Annotated in this window: 19 protein-coding genes and 3 pseudogenes; 5 read left to right on the forward strand and 17 right to left on the reverse strand. The window is 48.7% G+C overall.

Annotated elements, in window-relative coordinates:
- Nucleotides 1-72: 72 nt before the first annotated feature.
- Together P4S53_RS02565 and trhO are read right to left on the reverse strand one after the other, a co-directional pair.
- Nucleotides 73-609 (reverse strand): peptide-methionine (S)-S-oxide reductase, encoded by a 537-nt coding sequence (locus P4S53_RS02565; protein WP_337111240.1) that lies wholly within the window; start codon nucleotides 607-609, stop codon nucleotides 73-75.
- A 353-nt stretch (nucleotides 610-962) separates the two neighbouring features.
- A complete protein-coding gene (gene trhO, locus P4S53_RS02570) occupies nucleotides 963-1,943 on the reverse strand; it encodes an oxygen-dependent tRNA uridine(34) hydroxylase TrhO (protein ID WP_337111241.1) in 981 nt (326 codons plus the stop codon).
- A 360-nt stretch (nucleotides 1,944-2,303) separates the two neighbouring features.
- Here trhO and msrB point away from each other — a divergent pair, with 360 nt between their 5' ends.
- Nucleotides 2,304-2,750 carry a peptide-methionine (R)-S-oxide reductase MsrB gene (gene msrB / locus P4S53_RS02575; protein WP_337111242.1) on the forward strand — a complete coding sequence of 149 codons (447 nt, stop codon included), beginning with the start codon at nucleotides 2,304-2,306 and terminating at the stop codon, nucleotides 2,748-2,750.
- 35 nt (nucleotides 2,751-2,785) lie between these two features.
- Here the strand turns inward: msrB and P4S53_RS02580 are convergent, their stop codons facing one another.
- Nucleotides 2,786-3,031 carry a hypothetical protein gene (locus tag P4S53_RS02580; protein WP_337111243.1) on the reverse strand — a complete coding sequence of 82 codons (246 nt, stop codon included), beginning with the start codon at nucleotides 3,029-3,031 and terminating at the stop codon, nucleotides 2,786-2,788.
- Between the two features lie 225 nt (nucleotides 3,032-3,256).
- Here P4S53_RS02580 and def point away from each other — a divergent pair, with 225 nt between their 5' ends.
- Entirely contained in the window at nucleotides 3,257-3,772 is a 516-nt protein-coding gene (gene def / locus P4S53_RS02585) for a peptide deformylase (protein ID WP_337111244.1), read from the forward strand.
- 64 nt (nucleotides 3,773-3,836) lie between these two features.
- Here the strand turns inward: def and P4S53_RS02590 are convergent, their stop codons facing one another.
- On the reverse strand, nucleotides 3,837-4,385 hold the full coding sequence (locus P4S53_RS02590) for a DMT family transporter (protein ID WP_337111245.1): 549 nt from the start codon (nucleotides 4,383-4,385) through the stop codon (nucleotides 3,837-3,839).
- A complete protein-coding gene (locus tag P4S53_RS02595; RefSeq protein ID WP_337111246.1) occupies nucleotides 4,379-4,726 on the reverse strand; it encodes a DMT family transporter in 348 nt (115 codons plus the stop codon). The genes P4S53_RS02590 and P4S53_RS02595 overlap by 7 nt, the downstream gene beginning before the upstream one ends.
- Before the next feature lie 141 nt (nucleotides 4,727-4,867).
- On the opposite strand from P4S53_RS02595, the gene P4S53_RS02600 reads away from it, so the two are divergent.
- Nucleotides 4,868-5,359, forward strand: a complete 492-nt coding sequence (locus P4S53_RS02600; RefSeq protein WP_337111247.1) for a MarR family winged helix-turn-helix transcriptional regulator — start codon at nucleotides 4,868-4,870, stop codon at nucleotides 5,357-5,359.
- Between the two features lie 2 nt (nucleotides 5,360-5,361).
- Here P4S53_RS02600 and P4S53_RS02605 read toward each other — a convergent pair whose 3' ends face one another.
- The 10 genes and pseudogenes from P4S53_RS02605 to P4S53_RS02650 form a co-directional block, all read right to left on the reverse strand.
- On the reverse strand, nucleotides 5,362-6,681 hold the full coding sequence (locus tag P4S53_RS02605) for a DUF2254 domain-containing protein (protein ID WP_337111248.1): 1,320 nt from the start codon (nucleotides 6,679-6,681) through the stop codon (nucleotides 5,362-5,364).
- 196 nt (nucleotides 6,682-6,877) lie between these two features.
- Nucleotides 6,878-7,410: pseudogene (locus tag P4S53_RS02610) on the reverse strand (ASCH domain-containing protein).
- Nucleotides 7,411-7,449: 39 nt separating this feature from the next.
- Entirely contained in the window at nucleotides 7,450-8,280 is an 831-nt protein-coding gene (locus tag P4S53_RS02615; RefSeq protein WP_337111249.1) for a patatin-like phospholipase family protein, read from the reverse strand.
- Between the two features lie 70 nt (nucleotides 8,281-8,350).
- Nucleotides 8,351-9,070 (reverse strand): SAM-dependent methyltransferase, encoded by a 720-nt coding sequence (locus tag P4S53_RS02620; RefSeq protein ID WP_337111250.1) that lies wholly within the window; start codon nucleotides 9,068-9,070, stop codon nucleotides 8,351-8,353.
- 24 nt (nucleotides 9,071-9,094) lie between these two features.
- Complete coding sequence (locus P4S53_RS02625) at nucleotides 9,095-9,616, reverse strand: GNAT family N-acetyltransferase (RefSeq protein WP_337111251.1); 522 nt, start codon at nucleotides 9,614-9,616, stop codon at nucleotides 9,095-9,097.
- A 128-nt stretch (nucleotides 9,617-9,744) separates the two neighbouring features.
- Nucleotides 9,745-10,263, reverse strand: a complete 519-nt coding sequence (locus P4S53_RS02630; RefSeq protein WP_337111252.1) for a hypothetical protein — start codon at nucleotides 10,261-10,263, stop codon at nucleotides 9,745-9,747.
- A 95-nt stretch (nucleotides 10,264-10,358) separates the two neighbouring features.
- Nucleotides 10,359-10,844: a hypothetical protein gene (locus tag P4S53_RS02635; protein ID WP_337111253.1), complete on the reverse strand. Its 486-nt coding sequence runs from the start codon at nucleotides 10,842-10,844 to the stop codon at nucleotides 10,359-10,361.
- 86 nt (nucleotides 10,845-10,930) lie between these two features.
- A complete protein-coding gene (locus P4S53_RS02640; protein ID WP_337111254.1) occupies nucleotides 10,931-11,395 on the reverse strand; it encodes an LD-carboxypeptidase in 465 nt (154 codons plus the stop codon).
- A 186-nt stretch (nucleotides 11,396-11,581) separates the two neighbouring features.
- Nucleotides 11,582-12,430, reverse strand: a complete 849-nt coding sequence (locus P4S53_RS02645) for an NAD(P)-dependent oxidoreductase (RefSeq protein WP_337111255.1) — start codon at nucleotides 12,428-12,430, stop codon at nucleotides 11,582-11,584.
- Between the two features lie 1,309 nt (nucleotides 12,431-13,739).
- On the reverse strand, nucleotides 13,740-14,075 hold the full coding sequence (locus tag P4S53_RS02650; RefSeq protein WP_337111256.1) for a hypothetical protein: 336 nt from the start codon (nucleotides 14,073-14,075) through the stop codon (nucleotides 13,740-13,742).
- A 425-nt stretch (nucleotides 14,076-14,500) separates the two neighbouring features.
- On the opposite strand from P4S53_RS02650, the pseudogene P4S53_RS02655 reads away from it, so the two are divergent.
- Together P4S53_RS02655 and P4S53_RS02660 are read left to right on the forward strand one after the other, a co-directional pair.
- Nucleotides 14,501-14,768, forward strand: a pseudogene (locus P4S53_RS02655) (IS110 family transposase); the annotation flags it as partial.
- Nucleotides 14,765-14,946, forward strand: a pseudogene (locus tag P4S53_RS02660) (IS110 family transposase); the annotation flags it as partial. The pseudogenes P4S53_RS02655 and P4S53_RS02660, both read left to right, overlap by 4 nt.
- A 45-nt stretch (nucleotides 14,947-14,991) precedes the next feature.
- On the opposite strand, the gene P4S53_RS02665 reads toward P4S53_RS02660, so the two are convergent.
- Nucleotides 14,992-15,537 (reverse strand): GNAT family N-acetyltransferase, encoded by a 546-nt coding sequence (locus P4S53_RS02665; protein WP_337111257.1) that lies wholly within the window; start codon nucleotides 15,535-15,537, stop codon nucleotides 14,992-14,994.
- A gap of 82 nt (nucleotides 15,538-15,619) precedes the next feature.
- Nucleotides 15,620-16,234 (reverse strand): hypothetical protein, encoded by a 615-nt coding sequence (locus P4S53_RS02670; RefSeq protein WP_337111258.1) that lies wholly within the window; start codon nucleotides 16,232-16,234, stop codon nucleotides 15,620-15,622.
- Nucleotides 16,235-17,043: the final 809 nt, after the last annotated feature.

The raw sequence follows: 17,043 nt of genomic DNA on the forward strand, positions 1-17,043 counted from the left end.
AAAGATAATAAAAAAATATCTTAGGACCGCGCGGTACAAACAGCTTGATCTGTTTATTGTTCAGTTTTTCTATCACTGAATATTGCTGCATTTGCTATCCACGGGTAGCTGCTCCAGCACATGCCGTTTATTCTCGTCAACGCGGTCACTGAACTGATTCAGCAAAATGCTGAGCTTCGGGCTGATACGCATCTGACAGAATGGCTTCTGCGGATTGCTGTAAAAATAGTCCTGAATTTCATGGCGTGATGGCTCAAACGCATCAAAGCGCAGAGCCTGGGTTAAAATAGGTTGTTCGAATTCAGGTTGAAGGGCTTTGAGGCAAACCTGCGCAGCACGTTGCTGATCAGGACTGAATGCATAGACAGCAGAGCGGTATCTGTGTCGTAAGGCATGGTTCGACGTGCAGCTGTGGGTATAAAGATGAATCTGAATCAGGGTATACAGATCGATCCTGGCCGGATCAAAGCGCAATAAAATCCCTTCAGACATCGCTTCGTGCCCCTGCGCTGACAGCCAGCCCTGATCGACTTCGCCAACGCCTTTTAATGAGCGAAACACAGCTTCAGTACACCAATGGCAGCTTCCACCCAGACCGACAGTTTCCATCCAGCGCCTCCTGCTTTATCCATTCGACTTTGGTTATTGGACTCCTTCCGGCAGGAAATGGTTTCACTGGCAGTAACATCTTGCAGATTTCTCAGCGCAATTTATGTAATCAAATGTTGCATTCGCTGCCATAGACAGCCAATTTTCGCCGATAGAACAACACAAGAGTAAGCAGAAATGACTTTGGCGGGCAGCAATCAACAACCCTGTCTGAATAGGGTAAGCAGGCTGGCAAGTAAATAGGTTGCAGTACTGTGCTTGATTTGGCCGGATAGGCGCTTTATGGCCAGGCAGACCAGAGGCAGGCTTTCCCCAGGCAGGACTGCCCGGGGACGTATTCTTTTCTAACGCAATTAACGCTGTTCGCGTTGCTGCTTTTTGCGTGTCAGCTTTTCCTGACGACGGGCCTCGATAATACTTTTGGCATCGCCACCAACGTGTTGTTCACCACGTTGCGCTGCCAGTTGTACTTGCTTCTCGCGCTCGCGGAAACGGGCTTTCTGCTCGTCAGAATGTTTATCACAACATTTCGGACAGCTGACACCTTTTTCAAATTGCACACTCTGCATATCCTGCTCTGTGATCGGCAAACGGCAGGCGTTACACATGTCATAAGAGCCTTTTTCAAGCTGGTGATTTACCGTGACACGGCCATCAAAGACATAGCACTCGCCTTCCCACAAGCTCTCTTCGGCAGGGACTTCTTCAAGATATTTCAGAATGCCGCCTTCCAGGTGATAAACCTCATCAAAGCCCTGCTCTTTCAGGTAAGCGGTGGATTTTTCGCAGCGGATACCACCGGTACAGAACATCGCCACTTTCTTGTGTTTCGACGGGTCCAGGTTTTCTTTCACGTACTCCGGGAACTCGCGGAAAGTCTCTGTCTTCGGGTTGACAGCGCGTTTGAAAGTACCCACTTCAATTTCATAGTCATTACGGGTATCGACAACGAAAACCTCAGGGTCAGCAATCAGCTGGTTCCAGTCTTTTGGCTTCACATAAGTGCCGACGACATGGCGAGGGTCAATACCTTCTACACCCATGGTCACGATTTCTTTCTTCAACTTCACCTTAGAGCGGTTGAATGGTTGATGATCATCGAATGACTCTTTGTACACTATGTCTGTTAAGCGAGAATCCGTCTTAAACCAAGCCAGCAGGGCGTCAATGTTTTCGCGTTTGCCGGCGACTGTACCGTTAATACCCTCTTTAGCAAGAAGTAACGTACCGCGAACCTGATTCTCTTCCATCAGGTTTTGTAATGGCTCACGAAGGGCTTCAAAATCTTCCAGTGCAACAAACTTATACAGTGCACAAACTACGTATTGGGACATCGTTTTTCCTCAGTGCGGACTGGATCGTAAATCCAGAGCATTGTTCTATACATAAACGGGTAGCATTTGCTGGCCCTGCTACTTGTTCTCGCAGCAATACCCAGCAAGCCAGTTTCAGGCTGATACCGGTTGGCCAAAAGACTCGGCATTCACAGTTTTTACTACGATTGCACCTGCAGGCAGCATACAAAAGTGAATAAGCGCGGCATTATAGCCAAGTCTGGCCGCATTAAACACACATTTAAAATAAGGTTAATTTATGCGATGTTCTCAGGTCTATACCTTAGAGGGCGGTTTATCTTGAAATTATTGACCGATGGCCCTATCTATAAAACCACATCTAGTTAGTTGGAGAACGACATGCTCACTTGGGAAAAAGTTATTGAACACGCAACCAAAGGCGATATCGTGCCTCCCCGCCGCGTTGAAAAAAGCGAAGCAGAATGGCGCCAGCAACTGACTGACGATGAATATTACATTACGCGCCAGAAAGGCACGGAAAGACCGTTTAAGTCGGAAATGTGTGAATTGTTCGAGCCGGGGGAATACGCCTGTGTCTGTTGCGGTAACATGCTGTTTGACGCCGGGGAAAAATTTGACTCAGGTTCAGGCTGGCCATCCTTCACCCAACCGGTCAACGTCAATGCTATCAATTATCTGATGGACACCTCGCACGGTATGCAGCGAATCGAAACCGTTTGTTCCGTCTGCGATGCCCATCTGGGTCATGTGTTTCCTGACGGCCCGGCACCCAGCGGACTACGATACTGCATGAATGCCGTTGCGCTTAAAAAAGTCAGTCTGTAACTACAACTACACTTGCCCGATATCAGTCGGGCAAGTTATTTGTATTTATCCCAGGCTGCCCTGAAAGCTTTTTTCATTGAATCAAACGCTTCTTCAGCGCCCTGACGTAGTTCGCCCCACGCTTCTTCGCTGGCGTGTTTTACTTCATCCAGTTTCTTATCTGCCTCTGCTTTTTTAGCTTTTAGTTGCTGAATTTCATCGCGATATTTTTCTTTCAGCTCCGCACTGGAATGCTGCGCTTTTGCTTCCAGCTTATCGATTTCAGCATTGATCTCTTTCATCTGTGCGTTGAGTTTTTCTACAAATGCTTTTCTGTCCATCTCATATTCCCTCAAAGTGCGTGGCCTAAGTTGCGGCCAATCAATGTCGATAAATGAATTACAGATATAAGCATAGTTGCTTAGCAGCGTTCTGAAAGTGTCATTCCGGAATATAAAAAGGGAACACTTGCAGTCCCTGCCTGATAAAGCTATAACCCATCCATAGACAATCAAGGGAGAGCAAGGATGATCATCGCGCAGTTAGGCAATCCGATATTGCGCCAGCAGTCGAAAGCACTGTCTACAGAGCAATGGAAAGAATACGCGACCTTTTTTACCGACTTAGAAGCCTTGATGCGCAGCCATCAGGGTGTGGGGATTGCAGCCCCACAGGTCAGCCAATCGCTTCGTGCTTTTATTGTTGCCTCTTCTCCGAATGCCCGTTACCCGAACGCACCGGCCATGGCACCAACGCTGATGCTCAATCCTGAAATTTACCGGATGAGCGAAGAGAAAGAAAAAGACTGGGAAGGCTGCCTGAGCATCCCTGGTATACGTGCGCTGGTCCCGAGATCCACCAAAATCAGCGTCGGCTACGAGCAGCTTGATGGTCAGAAAGTCCGCTGCGAATTATCCGGCTTCATCGCACGGATATTCCAGCATGAATTAGACCACCTCAACGGTATCGTTTTTCTTGATCGGGCTGATTCACACGATTACGCCACTGAAGCCGAGTACCGTCGGCAACTGGGGCTGAACTGAAAGAAGCGGCTGAGGCCGCTTCTTTGATCTGCTCTCTTCCCGCCAAAGGCTCTGGCTTCATCAGCTATTGCCTGACAGAGACAGATTTGTTGCCTGGTTGTCCTTCCAGTGCAGCAGTAGCAGTCCGGGTTGGCTTGGCGGGTTTCTTCATGAATAGCAAGGCCATCATAATCAAGCCAATTCCCGCCCACTGCAAGAGTCCAAGGCTTTCTCCGACCAGACCAATACCCAGTAATACCGCTGTAACCGGGTTCATCAGTGAAAACATCGACATCACGTTCGGCCCCAGTTTTTTCACCGAGCGAACCCAGGCCCAGTAACCAAAGGCAGTGTTCAGCAGTACCAGCCACAGCAAGCCGGGTATGGCCTCCACAGACAAGGCAACCGGAGCACCAGCGACAAACCATGCGAATGGAATCAGCATCATCCCGCCAAGAACGAGCTGCCAGGCGGCAAAACTCAGCGCATCATTTACCGGCCAGCGTTTCATCCAGATAGCAGACTGCGAGACCAGTGCCGTGCCAGCTAAAGCGGCCAGGGTGCCAATCGGATCTAAATCTGCAGACGGGTTCAGCAGTAAACCCACTCCGATTAAACCCAGTACCGCTAACACCACTGAACGGGGGGCAGGTTTTTGCCTTCCCCCAGCCACTGCAACAGCATCATCTGCAAAGGCATAGTCGCCCCCAGAGTGCCGGCGACAGAGCCGGGTAAACGGTAAGCCGCAATGAAAAGCAATACAAAAAATGCGGCAATGTTGCAAAAGCTCAGCAAGGTCATGCGGCTCCAGCTCAACGGTGGCAACTTAGGGCGCAGCAAAAGTAATACCAGACCGGCGGGTAACGCCCGCCACACTGCAACCCAATAAGGCGACATATCTTGCAGAAACAGGCTGACGGCAGCATAGGTACTGCCCCACAGCATGGGGACTAATAACGCGAGCAGATAATTCATTTAACTTCACTCCAAGAATCTTTAATCAAAATATCTTTTGTTAAAGATAAATTAGTGGCTATTTGTCTTTTAATCAAGTATCTTTTTCAAAAAGTTAATCACCTCATGTTGACTTCATGAAGAACGGACAGGCTGAACCCTATGCAAGATCATGTCGATAAACTATTGATTCAATGGCAGGAACACCGGCCAGATTTGGATTGCTCCCCGATGGGAATCATTGGCCGTATGTATCGTGCCCAGCGAATCATGACAGACAGTATCAATGTTGTTTTCAAAAGCTACGGACTGAGCCAGGTAGAATTTGATATTCTGGCCTCTCTGCGCAGAGCCGGCGAACCCCTGACCCCCACCCAGCTTTATCACACCGTGATGCTGTCTTCCGGCGCGATGACAGCCCGACTGGATAAACTGACCGACAGAGGGCTGATCTACCGGCAGCCAAGTGATGATGACAGGCGCAGTTGTAAGGTATCGTTAACAGAAGAAGGACAGGCGTTGGTTGACCAGGCCGTCACAGCGCATGTCGCGAATGAGCATCAAATACTGACGGCCTTGGATAAAGACGAGCAGGCTCAGTTGGCGGGTTTACTGCGAAAATGGCTGTTGGCGAATGAGTCGGCGTTGAAATAACCTCAGTCGCATTGGCGCATTTCATCCTGGATCGCCTGAAATCGCTGATCAATGTCTGCCAGATCCTGCGGTTCCTCCAGACAATCCTGACTGGATCGCAGGATCATCTCGGCCTGACGACGAACTGCATCCTGCTGCTCGCCCGTTCTGCTAAAACTGGCAATCCGGGCAAGACTCTCAAGCAGCCGGATCGTCACTGCCGTATCCGACTTACCATGCTGGCGAATCTGATCAAAAGCGGCGTTGAGTATCCCGGTAAACGTCAGTGGCGGCTCTTCCAGCCGCAACTGCCCGTCATCATCATACCAGCGCGCCAAATGAAATGACCGGCCAGTCAGCGTACACAGTACCGCACTGAGCCTGTCGACGCAGGTCATGGCTGTAAAGGGATCATTGATGCCCGGTGACAAGGCTCTGACGGCCACTTCCACCAGCTGATGAACAGCAAATTCAGGATCTTGTTCCGGCGTACGCAGCTTCCCGACAATCATACAATCAATCAGCTGTGAATCCAGACCGTCTTCCGGTTCAGTGTCAGACTGCACGATGGCAATTGAACACCCTTTGACGATAAACTCTCCGGCTCTGTAGCCCAGCACAATCCGGCATTGAAACTGCTGCGCAAGCTGGCGTAAACAATGTCTGTCTACGGCTTGCAGGTAGCCTTCACTCTCCGCCGCGACCACATGATGAAACATACCAGTTGGATTGCTATCCCTCTGAACAGGTTCGGGTTCAGATTCACCCAGCTCATCAGGGAAAAAATGCTCAATGTGCTGATTCAGTTCCTCATACACACCATTCACGACGTTATCCGCCTGAATCGAAGTTGCCACATGGTGAATGAAATAAATCAGAACCGCGACATTGAACAGCGCCAGTAACAAAGCCAGATTGACCGCAATACGGGGGACAAACGAATCTCCATTGGCATGGGTCACACTGCTCAGGACCAGCAGACAATATATGAACGTTGCGATGAAAGTGCCAAGCACATACTGATTGCCCGGATCGCGCATGAAATTTCGCAGCAAACGGGGACCAAACTGAGAGGAGGCCAGTGTTAATGCCACGATGGTGATAGAAAAAGCGACCCCGGCCACGGTCACCATGGAGCCGGCAATCGTCGACAGCACGCTGCGTGCTCCCTCTGCGCCTCCCGTGAAACCGACATCAGGCAACGCCAGAGAGAAGTGCACCAGCTGATGATCCAGGGTAACGACAATCCGGGCCAACCCGATGGCGATAATCACCATCATGGCAGGGACAAACCAGAAACTGCTCCTGACCGCTTCCCAACGATTTAACCAGTGTGTTTTCATGTCTGCCCTGCCGTGAAGTCAAATCACCTGATTGACCAGACAATCTCATTCGCGTATCAGAAGCAATCTCTGAGATTGGCTGGCGATAAGGGCGGACAGATACGTCTGCCCGCTGTGATAAAGATAGCAGAGCAAAAAGTAAACCACTGATATCAGGCTTGATGTCAGTGCAGCTTACGGCAGTCCGTTACAGAGATCAGGCAGGTTTCGCCCATACGGTTCGAAAGTGTTCCAGAACCAGCACAGTGTCCTCACTCATCTCAATCGCTAATTCTTCGCACTCGGCACTGAAAAACTGCCAGTGCGCATCACGCCACCAGCGCAGCGATTTATCCCCTTCTCCTTCAGCCGCCGCGAACTCAGCAGTCACATCCTGAAACCGGGCTTCTGTCACCCGGGTAATTTGCGTGATCGCGACCGGAACGCCTTCCCAGTCAGTGACCACCTGTAAATGACCGACCTGCGGCATTGGCTCTGGCCCTTCCTTGCCACCGGTCTGATACCAGTATTTCATACTGCAGCTGGCTTTTTTTCACCTTTTCGTACCAGTTCGGCGCAAATGTCTGCATTTTCTTGGTCTGCACAAAAATAATCTGCGCTGACACTTGGAATGGCCGGTATTTCTGCTTCCGGTAAAGTCACCAGATAAGCCGACAGACAATCCGCTGCCTGAGGTGAAAGTTGAAACTGCTGTGCTAATGTTGCCGGTGCAAAATTGTTAAAAATCATGCTGCCTCTGTGGTTGTGAACGTTGCGCATGGCACGCACTTATCGTCCGGCGATTGCCGCCGCCAGGCCCATCTGATAGCCGGTATCCAACCGTTTTTTGTCTGTGGTAATGCGGCCGACATCAAACTCTGCCGGCGGTGCTATGACATGAATACGGCAGTCTTGCGGCGGATTCTCAATAAATTCGATCGCGTTATTGTAATTGTCGGCACGCTGCATCATCACCCGCGCCAGTTCAGGCGTATCCGCCAGCATGCGACGGAGGAACCAGCTCGCTTTGCTGACTTTCTTCCGGTAGCCCAGCGGGCGTGACAAAATCACCGTAATTTCTCTGGCCCCCATCGCATAGGCTTTGATGACAGGAATGGAATCGGCTACCCCGCCGTCCGTCATGGCATCGCCATTGAGCAGCGGATAATCCCGGTAGGCAACCGGCACAGAGCAAGAAGCTTTCAGCAATTGTTCAAGATTACCTGCCGTGGCCTGCGTATAAACAGCCTCGCCGGTAGAGACTCGGGTCGTGACCACGTACAAAGGCACGGGTTGCGCGGCAAAAGCATCCAGATCCAAACGGATTTCATTGATGGTGATCTGCCACAGCCAGTCAAGATCCAGCCAGTGCCCGCCGCGAATAAATTTACGTAAACTGATAAATTCAGGGCGGCAGGAATAATCCGTGATCACTTTATAATTCCGGCCATGCTGATTCGCCAGCCAGGCCGCAAGATTGGTGGAACCGGCCGAAACACCGATGCAAAAATCAAATGGCCGGTAGTCTTGCTCAAGAAAGCCATCCAGCACACCGGCAGCAAAAATACCGCGCATCGCGCCGCCTTCAACAACCAGAGCATGTGATTCTGCCGCTGTCACTCTTCTCTCCTCTCAGATCTGACTAAGCACCGCCCATAAAAACAACCAGTGCTTATGCCACAGGTCCGGATCAACCCTTGTCCTGGATGAACAAATAGAAACCAAATCCCATGGTGTCACGGCCGAACTGATGGTAATAAGCATTCCACTCGCGAACCGCATCCCGCTTTTTACGGGCTGCCTCATCTTCTGGGTTGGCCAGCGCAGCACGCTCTGCTTTCAGGCGAAAAGAACCTTCAAAGTGATCCCATTCGTCCTGATTACTGGTTGCTGCATACACAGTCGCCAAACCGTGAGATTCCGCTACCGACATATTGCCCTGGTGATCGTAATAAATGCCAATCGGTTCACCAATAAAGTCCAGATACGCCTGAGCCGGCGGTTGCTTCCAATAAGCTTCGCCAATCAGCAACTGACCCTGGGGTTTCAACCATTGCTGCATTTGAGTCAGGGCTGCCGGATAACCAGCATCCCCTTCCCCAAAAGCATGAGTCGATCCCATACAGATAGCCACATCATATTGAGTCGCTATCGGGTACGCTTTTGCGTCAGCCACTTCAAATGTCACTCTATCGGCCAATCCCATCGCCTCTGCTTTCGCATTGGCGGCAGCAATGCAGTCCTCAGAAATATCCAATCCCAGACAATGCGCGCCTGTCGCGCTGGCAAGACGAAGTAATAATTCCCCTTCCCCACAGCCAATATCAATCACACGACTGTCCGTATGCAGATTCAGTATCTCGATCAGTCGATGTGCTTTTTCTAAACTGAGCGCGCTGTTAAATATCATTCAATATCCTTATTTCACAATTTATTACCCTGAAACAGGCTGTTTCGGGGTATCCAGTATCAGCTGATAGAAATCCAGATCCAACCAGCGTTCAAATTTATAGGCCGCTTGCTTGATCGTGCCGGAATATTCGAATCCCAGTTTTTTGTGCAAGGCGATGCTGCCGATGTTTGTCGAATCGATACCGCCGACCAACACATGGTAATTCTGCTCACGGGCCGCTTGAATCAGAGCCTCCATCAGCTTTCGCCCCAAGCCTTTCCCCTGGTGCTGTGGGTGGATATAGACAGAATGTTCGACAGAATATTTAAATGCGGCCCATGCGCGAAACGTACCGTAACTGGCAAACCCCATTAACTCACCGGCATCATTTTCAATCCCAATCACAGGAAACTGATTGGCCGTTTTGGTGGCAAACCAGGTTTGCATGATATCCATCGTACGGGGCTGGTATTCATAAAGTGCGGTGGTGTTCAGAATGGCATCGTTGAATATAGCCAGAATGGCTTCGCCATGTTTTTCATAGGTACAGTGAACAAACTGCATCATCCCTCCTGATGCTCACAATACTCGGCAATCATTGCCTCCAGTCAGGCAGATACTTTACCACCATCTTTCATTAGGTTAAGCGAAAATTTCAGCAAAACAACCAAGTTGCAGGCAAAAGCCATTGCTTACACTTCAGCAACAAGATATTTCGCCGCCAGTAATAGCAGTAAAGAGATCGCAATTAACCAGGCTGAAAACACAATTTCATGATAGGCCTTGGTTAACATCGCGTTTTTATGCTGATTACTCTGATATAAGTGCTGCCATGTTTCATAACAGCGCACCACAGCCAGATGAAGGTTGTCATGCGCCCCTTGCTGTTTCATTCCTTCCAGCCAGTTTTTCGGTAAATGTACGCCATACACATCTGCTGGCCGGAGCAGACGAAACAGAAAACTCCAGGCGGAAATCAACCCCAGATAAGTGACCGTCACGGCGATAGCCGCCAGCCAGGAAACGGCATGCTGAGGCGGGACAAACAAGGAAGAAGCAATCAACACCAAAATGGTAAACCCTGCGATCACCGCGGAATGCAAGCCAAGCAGACGCGCCGCTTTTTCTTCAATATACCGGGCGCGGCACTGTTCATCTGATAACGCCGTGCGGACATGGTGATACAGCACGGCCATGTTGTCGTCTCTCATCGCAGCAAGGCTTACCTGTTGGCAGTCAATCCGTTCCTGAGAGTATAGACGCTATGGCAAGCCGCGAAGTATCAGTCACTTGCCGCCTTTCAGTATTAGCTTAATGTCTGCTGTATCCACGCCTTGCCATCGCTCATCTGCACGTTTGCAACAGCGCCATTCATTAAGGGCAGATTCGGTGCCAGATGACCAATATCCGCGTCCAGAATGACAGGTACCGCCAGGTCGCCCAGTACTTGCTGAATGACCTGTGCATGTGACAGTGATTTGCCGTGACTTAATGGTGACCCATCCCGACCGAATATGACGCCGTTAACGGCATCAAACACCCCATTGAACTTCATCGTCATCAACATGCGGGCCATCGCAGTTGGTGAGAGCTCGGCGTTTTCCAGAAACAGAATCAGGCCGTCCTGAGCATACTGTGCTTTCATCTGGGGCAGATTGAGATACTCAGTGGCTGACAGCAGCCCCACTGTATCCAGACAACCACCAATCAGGCGGCCAGAAAAATAAACCGGCTCCGCTGCATCATTTGCCGGTAAAACGGACCATTGGGTAGGCTGAGTGAACGCGAACAAGGCTTCGGGCTCCTTGCCATAATTGGCCGATGCAACTTCATAGCATAAGGATTGATCTAAGGTCAGAGATTCGCCGGCAGGCAGGCTCAGCAGAGAAAAACCGCAGTGTTGAGCGGGTCGCTCACACCCGGATGAAGCTGCATCAGGTTTGCACAATGCAGGCTGGCCCAGCCGCAGCGTGCCGTGAAGACAGACGAGATGGTGCTGATATCGGAAAAGCCAATCAGCCATTTCGGTTTGGCATGGCGCAGGATGTCCAGATCGAGCAATGGCAGCAGTTCCATCGCCAGTTCGCCACCCCAGGGTGGCAGAATGGCATCGACGCGATCATCAAGCAAAAACGCCATCAGCTCTTTGGCACGCACAGCCGCAGGTGCGCTGACATGGCCGGCATTTTCCCGCAAGCAATGTCCTTCCAGCACTTTAAACCCTCTGTCACGCAAGCCCTGGATCACTCGATCGAGACGCGCATGAAACGCATCAGGGACACCTGCCGATAATGCTGTGACAGCGATTGTACAACCAGGAACCAGTGGGGAAGGATAACGCATGGGGCCTCTCTTAACCGCATCAAATCAAAGCCCACACACTACGACAGAAGAAAAATAAATCAAGTCAATTCAATAAGTAACAAAAAGAACAATAACACTTACCCAAGATTAGGCAGATCTCAGACCACTAAAAAGCCCTGTGTTCACTTCTCACCGGCATCGCTCAGCGTGCCGGTCAAACAAACATTACGGGTGATCATGAGCAGGCGTGATCCGGGTTTGAGACAGATAGGATGACAGGCTGTGGCGCGGCTCGAAATCCGGGCTGATCGGCACGCTCACATTCATGGTTTCCACCTCCAGCACCGCTTCGCCGTATTGCTTGAGGAAACTCGGTAACGACAGACATTTCACGCCCTCTGCCCAGCCGTATTTCACCATCATGTCCGCCAGATCTTCAGGGCTGTAGCGTTTTTCCTCAGCCAGAAAATAAAACGGTGCCAGCGTATCCTGTTCAATTAAGGTCACGTGAAAAGCGGCCAGATCATCAAGATGGGCGGCATAATAAAGACCGGAAGACGGGATCAAAACAGGAATGCGAAGACTTTCACGACGGTTCAGAGAGGTATGGATCGGACACTCCTGACCACCGTACACCAGAGTCGGCACAAAAACCGGCGTCCAGCCCAGTGCTATGGCTTCTTTCAGCACAGGTACATCTTTTTCTGCCGCCGACAGGGGTTCAAACTTTAGTTCATCGGCAGAGCATTGATCCGCACAGCCAAACACTTCAATACCCGATGTAAACAGCTTTGTCGCATCCGGTTTTGCAAAACGTTCAAGGCTGTCCATCAGTTCAGAGAAATCCGGTGGCTGCTTTTCCTGCGCATAAGGTGCCATGACAGGTCTGGCACAACAGATTACGGCATCAAACTTCCCGGCCATGTATTCATCCTGCAACGCAAGCGGAATCGCCAGCGGGTTATCCTGCTCAGAGTACTGACTGAGCGCAAAAACCTGATAACCGTGATCGATCAGATGCCGGACCACATAGTATCCAAGCACCGAATTGCCCCCTGCGACTAATACCTTCATCTCTCCTCCTTGCCTGTCTGGCATGCCAAGCATGCCAGTTTACACACTCTGAAAAAAGCTGTCTGTTTTCCTGTCCTTAAGTTATAAGCATAGTCGGTTGGGTAAAGGTTTTGGCTTTGGGGTGCTGGGAGGGTTTCTCTGGATTTGATGATCTGTCTGAGTCTGAAGGTATGTCGCGCTTGAGTTTGGTGGTTCACTTAACATTGTCTGATGCGCGCCAGTTACTCTTTGTGGGTGCAAAGAGTAACCAGAAAACACCTTTTTGTTCTTTGGTGCTGTCCGGGCCGGTTGTAGGCGCTCCCGGCGCCGACAACCTAAAAATTCGTCCTGAATTTTTCCCTGGGGTTAGAGATGATTAAACCATAACGGATCGCTTCGATTCAGCGACGGACGATAGACAAGCACTTTCAGTAAGACAGAAAGTATGTCGCGCTTGAGTCCAGTGGCTCACTTAACATTGTCTGATGCGCGCCAGTTACTCTTTGTGGGTGCAAAGAGTAACCAGAAAACACCTTTTTGTTCTTTGGCGTGGTCCGGGCCGGTTGTAGGCGCTCCCGGCGCCGACAACCTAAAAATTCGTCCTGAATTTTTCCCTGAGGAAGTGTCATTCATGCACATTCTCAAGCCGTCATTTCCGCGACAGGCGAGAATCCATACAGCGAGTATGATTTCTAAGGCTGAGTAAGTATATCGCGCTCAAGTCAAGTGGCTCGCTTAACATTGTCTGGCGCGCGCCAGTTACTCTTTGTGGGTGCAAAGAGTTACCAGAAAACACCTTTTGTTCTCTGGTGTGGTCCGGGCCGGTTGTAGGCGCTCCCGGCGCCGACAACCTAAAAATTCGTCCTGAATTTTTTCCTGGGGTTGTGCCAGCCAAGTACATTCTCAAGCCTTCATTCCCGCGTCAGGCAGGAATCCATACAGCGAGTATGATTTCTAAGGCTGGGTAAGTATGTCGCGCTTGAGTTTGGTGGTTCACTTAACATTGTCTGATGCGCGCCAGTTACTCTTTGTGGGTGCAAAGAGTACCCAGAAAACACCTTTTGTTCTCTGGTGTGGTCCGGGCCGGTTGTAGGCGCTCCCGGCGCCGACAACCTAAAAATTCGTCCTGAATTTTTCCCTGGGGTTGTGCCAGCCAAGTACATTCTCAAGCCTTCATTCCCACGTCAGGCAGGAATCCATACCGCGAGTATGATTTCTGAGGCTGGGTAAGTCTGTCGCGCTTGAGTTCGGTGGTTTACTTGGCATCTTAGGAAGAAAAAACGACGTTAATTAATGAATGACGCCATAGTCGTTTGTGCATTTCCTTCTCCTAGCCAAAATTTCTATACTTAAGCCTTTTCGTACGACCCTTTAAATCATCGTCAGGGCTATTTAGATAGATAAGCCCTGAAGAAGTAACGCTTTGCTTTAATTCTCGAACTAGATAATTTTGAGGTAGTATTGCATAACGTTCAAAGCTAATACCAAAGTAAGATTCAGTTCCGATCAAAAGAATTGGGGTGTTATGTTTTATATTTTTCCAATCCTCATTGCTGATCCCACATAAAGTTTTGTTACGCAAGGTAGATTCTTTAAATGCCTCTAATTCACCTAGACATCCTTTATGAATAAAATACCCATCATTACTACGAGTGACCTGAGTCATTAACGTAACCTGATTACCGGTGAAGATATGGTATATTACAGCAATGTTACCTACAGGTCCGATCCTAAACATAGCAGCCATGACAATAGTGAAAAAAAGTAAGATAACAAAACCTTTAACGTTACTTACCTTATTTGGATCATGACGAGCGTTCCAAAATAAACATAGTGAACTAATAAGTGCGCACATCCATGAGGCGCACGATAAGACACCAGTAGAATATTCAAAATAATTTACATATCCAATATACGTAATTGTCACAAGGATATATGTAATGAAGACTACCCCAAAAATTATAATTCCTGGATAAAACAAATTTCCTCCTTTCTCTCAAAGTTAGGAAAACACATAATTCCTGCCACACATCCCCTCATCAGGCTTTGCCACACTTTGAAAGTCTGAACCCAAAATCACTGGAGAGCACCATGTCACTATCTGTCTATGACATTGATTTAGCCAAACATAACTTCAGTATCCAAGGCGAGGATCATCAAGGCAAGATGTTGATCCACAAAACAATCACATGGTCAAAAGTCCTTGAGACGTTTGCTAATATCCCACCAGCCATTATCGGGATAGAAGCCTGCGGCGCCTTTCCGGACAGGAGCCAAAAACGATCTCAATGACGCCGTCACTATTTGTACGGCTGTTACCCGTCCAACAACGCGCTTCGTCCGGATCAAATCGACCGAGTTATGGTCAGAACCATTCTGTACATGGCTATGATGTCGGCCCTGCAGTGTAATCCAGTACTCAAGAATGCTTATCAACGACTTCTGGCTGATGGAAAACCGAAAAAGTTGCCATCAATTCATGCGTCAGGAAGATATTTGTCATCCTTAATGTGATGTTTCGAGATGGCATTCGATAGGAAGAAAAACGGCGTTCATTTAATGATTGACGCCGTAGTCGTTTGTTATACGTAACTTGAAGTGCTGAGTGTCATCCAAAGCTCTGATACGGACTTCTCGTCGATACGGTAACAATCCGGAATTTCACCAATAACCTTAAAACCAGTTTTTAAATATAGGTTCTTCGCTGGAGTATTATTTGAAAGTACGTTTAAATCAAGCCACTCAATACTCTCCGATTCTTGACAAAACTTTATGGCTGATTCAATCAACTTTGCACCCAAACCTTGCTTTCGCGCACTTTCGTCCACGCCCATACCCAACATCACACGGTGGAGCTTATATTCTTCGTTATAATGACGTAAATCTATGTGACCAAGGACCTTTCCGTCAGCCTCTTTAACCAGCCAAAGTTTGCGCCAACCGGTTTCACCCACACAATGGTCAAAACCATTGCGAAACTTATCTTGAAGTAACTCAGTGACAACGGAGTGTTTTTTAGCTAATGGCTGGAAGAGCGGAGAGTCGTCGGCTGCATTATCTAAAAGCTGAACACTTAAATACTCGAAGAACGGCTCTAGATCTGATAATTTTGCTTCTACAATTTTCACAAATTCTCCTAATTACGTATAACGCCCGCATTTGCGGCTGGTTTGAAGCGCAGCGGAAAACCAGTCCGACAACATGCGCTTGTTATGCGCTGACACGATTGCATGCCTCGATTTCAATGGTTTTCAATTTTGGAAGCTGCTCTGTGCCAGCCATTGATGTAAGAAATGGACAATTGTAAAGATTTAATAGCTCAAGACTACCAAGCTGCTCAATACCCTTTAAAGACTCTAGTTTCCGGGAGGTAAGGTAGAGCTGCTTGAGCGCAACCATTGAGGTAATTGGCTCTAGGTTGCTATGTGGGTAATTTTGAATATTGAGCTTTTCTAGGGATGCTAGCTCAAGCAGTGAGCCAAGACCTTTAGACCAAGTTATTAGAGCTACCCTTAGTTTTGAAAAAGCTGATAAATCAATTTTCTGAGTTGATTTATATTGCAGGCCAAGTACTTCTAGTTGAGGGAGCAACTCAATTACTTTTATGCCTTTTGCTTCCCAGCAATAGATTTCTAGGCTTCGGAGGAAAGACAGCTCAGGAAGAAAGGATAGATCATGGCCTTTAAACCCAAAGGAATCGGTAAGCCTCAATGCTGATATTCCATTATCTCGCATGTAAGCACCTACCTCATCGGACCAAGCACCCTTTAAAATAAGGACCTTTCCGATTCCATTCTCATCTTCTCTTATTTCAAAATTGCTCATGAACTCCCTTTGGCGCATAACATTTTATTCAACGACACCATGTCCTATAACTATGTCATATAACTCCTTCAATAAAAAACCACTTAAGCATCTGATTATATTGAACTAATTTCACTTTACGATATTAATATATCAGTAAGATACACGACATTATGTCGTATATCTTACTCAATCATCTGATACTACCCAATTGATATTATTCGATTTTTTTCTATTTCATGACCAACCCCAAAAATCAGCGACGCATACGCTTGTGAGAAAAGCGACATCGGTCGCTTAGCCAGCACACAGAAGCCTCAGCATACCCACTCAGCTACAGAAACTGCACTCGTTGTATGAATTGTCGTCTGCGCGGCAATGACAGAAGTAAATAATGAATGTCTGGCCGAAAACACACTGTACAACAACCACAAGATCTAAGAAATCCACTCCCCAGGGAAAAATTCAGGACGAATTTTTAGGTTGTTGGCGCCGGGAGCGCCTACAACCGGCCCGGACCACACCAAAGAACAAAACGGCATTTCTGGGTACTCTTTGGGCTGACAAAGAGTACCTGGCGCGCATCAAACCATGCTGAATGAATCGCCAAACTCAAGCGCGACATACCCTCTGGTTACAAGAAGTAGACGTCACAAAAATTACAGCCTAACAACGAGTTAGCAACTAGCGTTACCCACTCCCCCAGGGAAAAATTCAGGACGAATTTTTAGGTTGTCGGCGCCGGGAGCGCCTACAACCGACCCGGACCACACCAAAGAACAACAAGGCATTTCTGGGTACTCTTTGGGCTGACAAAGAGTACCTGGCGC

The organism is Photobacterium sp. Hal280 (genome assembly GCF_037162255.1).
GTDB lineage: Bacteria > Pseudomonadota > Gammaproteobacteria > Enterobacterales > Vibrionaceae > Photobacterium.

Excerpts from the sequence above, each read along its gene's own strand:
- P4S53_RS02565 (WP_337111240.1), bottom strand. The coding sequence starts at position 609 with ATGGAAACTGTCGGTCTGGGTGGAAGCTGCCATTGGTGTACTGAAGCT.
- trhO (WP_337111241.1), bottom strand. The coding sequence starts at position 1,943 with ATGTCCCAATACGTAGTTTGTGCACTGTATAAGTTTGTTGCACTGGAA.
- msrB (WP_337111242.1), top strand. The coding sequence starts at position 2,304 with ATGCTCACTTGGGAAAAAGTTATTGAACACGCAACCAAAGGCGATATC.
- P4S53_RS02580 (WP_337111243.1), bottom strand. The coding sequence starts at position 3,031 with ATGAAAGAGATCAATGCTGAAATCGATAAGCTGGAAGCAAAAGCGCAG.
- def (WP_337111244.1), top strand. The coding sequence starts at position 3,257 with ATGATCATCGCGCAGTTAGGCAATCCGATATTGCGCCAGCAGTCGAAA.
- P4S53_RS02595 (WP_337111246.1), bottom strand. The coding sequence starts at position 4,726 with ATGAATTATCTGCTCGCGTTATTAGTCCCCATGCTGTGGGGCAGTACC.
- P4S53_RS02600 (WP_337111247.1), top strand. The coding sequence starts at position 4,868 with ATGCAAGATCATGTCGATAAACTATTGATTCAATGGCAGGAACACCGG.
- P4S53_RS02605 (WP_337111248.1), bottom strand. The coding sequence starts at position 6,681 with ATGAAAACACACTGGTTAAATCGTTGGGAAGCGGTCAGGAGCAGTTTC.
- P4S53_RS02620 (WP_337111250.1), bottom strand. The coding sequence starts at position 9,070 with ATGATATTTAACAGCGCGCTCAGTTTAGAAAAAGCACATCGACTGATC.
- P4S53_RS02625 (WP_337111251.1), bottom strand. The coding sequence starts at position 9,616 with ATGCAGTTTGTTCACTGTACCTATGAAAAACATGGCGAAGCCATTCTG.
- P4S53_RS02630 (WP_337111252.1), bottom strand. The coding sequence starts at position 10,263 with ATGAGAGACGACAACATGGCCGTGCTGTATCACCATGTCCGCACGGCG.
- P4S53_RS02640 (WP_337111254.1), bottom strand. The coding sequence starts at position 11,395 with ATGCGTTATCCTTCCCCACTGGTTCCTGGTTGTACAATCGCTGTCACA.
- P4S53_RS02645 (WP_337111255.1), bottom strand. The coding sequence starts at position 12,430 with ATGAAGGTATTAGTCGCAGGGGGCAATTCGGTGCTTGGATACTATGTG.
- P4S53_RS02650 (WP_337111256.1), bottom strand. The coding sequence starts at position 14,075 with ATGACTCAGGTCACTCGTAGTAATGATGGGTATTTTATTCATAAAGGA.
- P4S53_RS02670 (WP_337111258.1), bottom strand. The coding sequence starts at position 16,234 with ATGAGCAATTTTGAAATAAGAGAAGATGAGAATGGAATCGGAAAGGTC.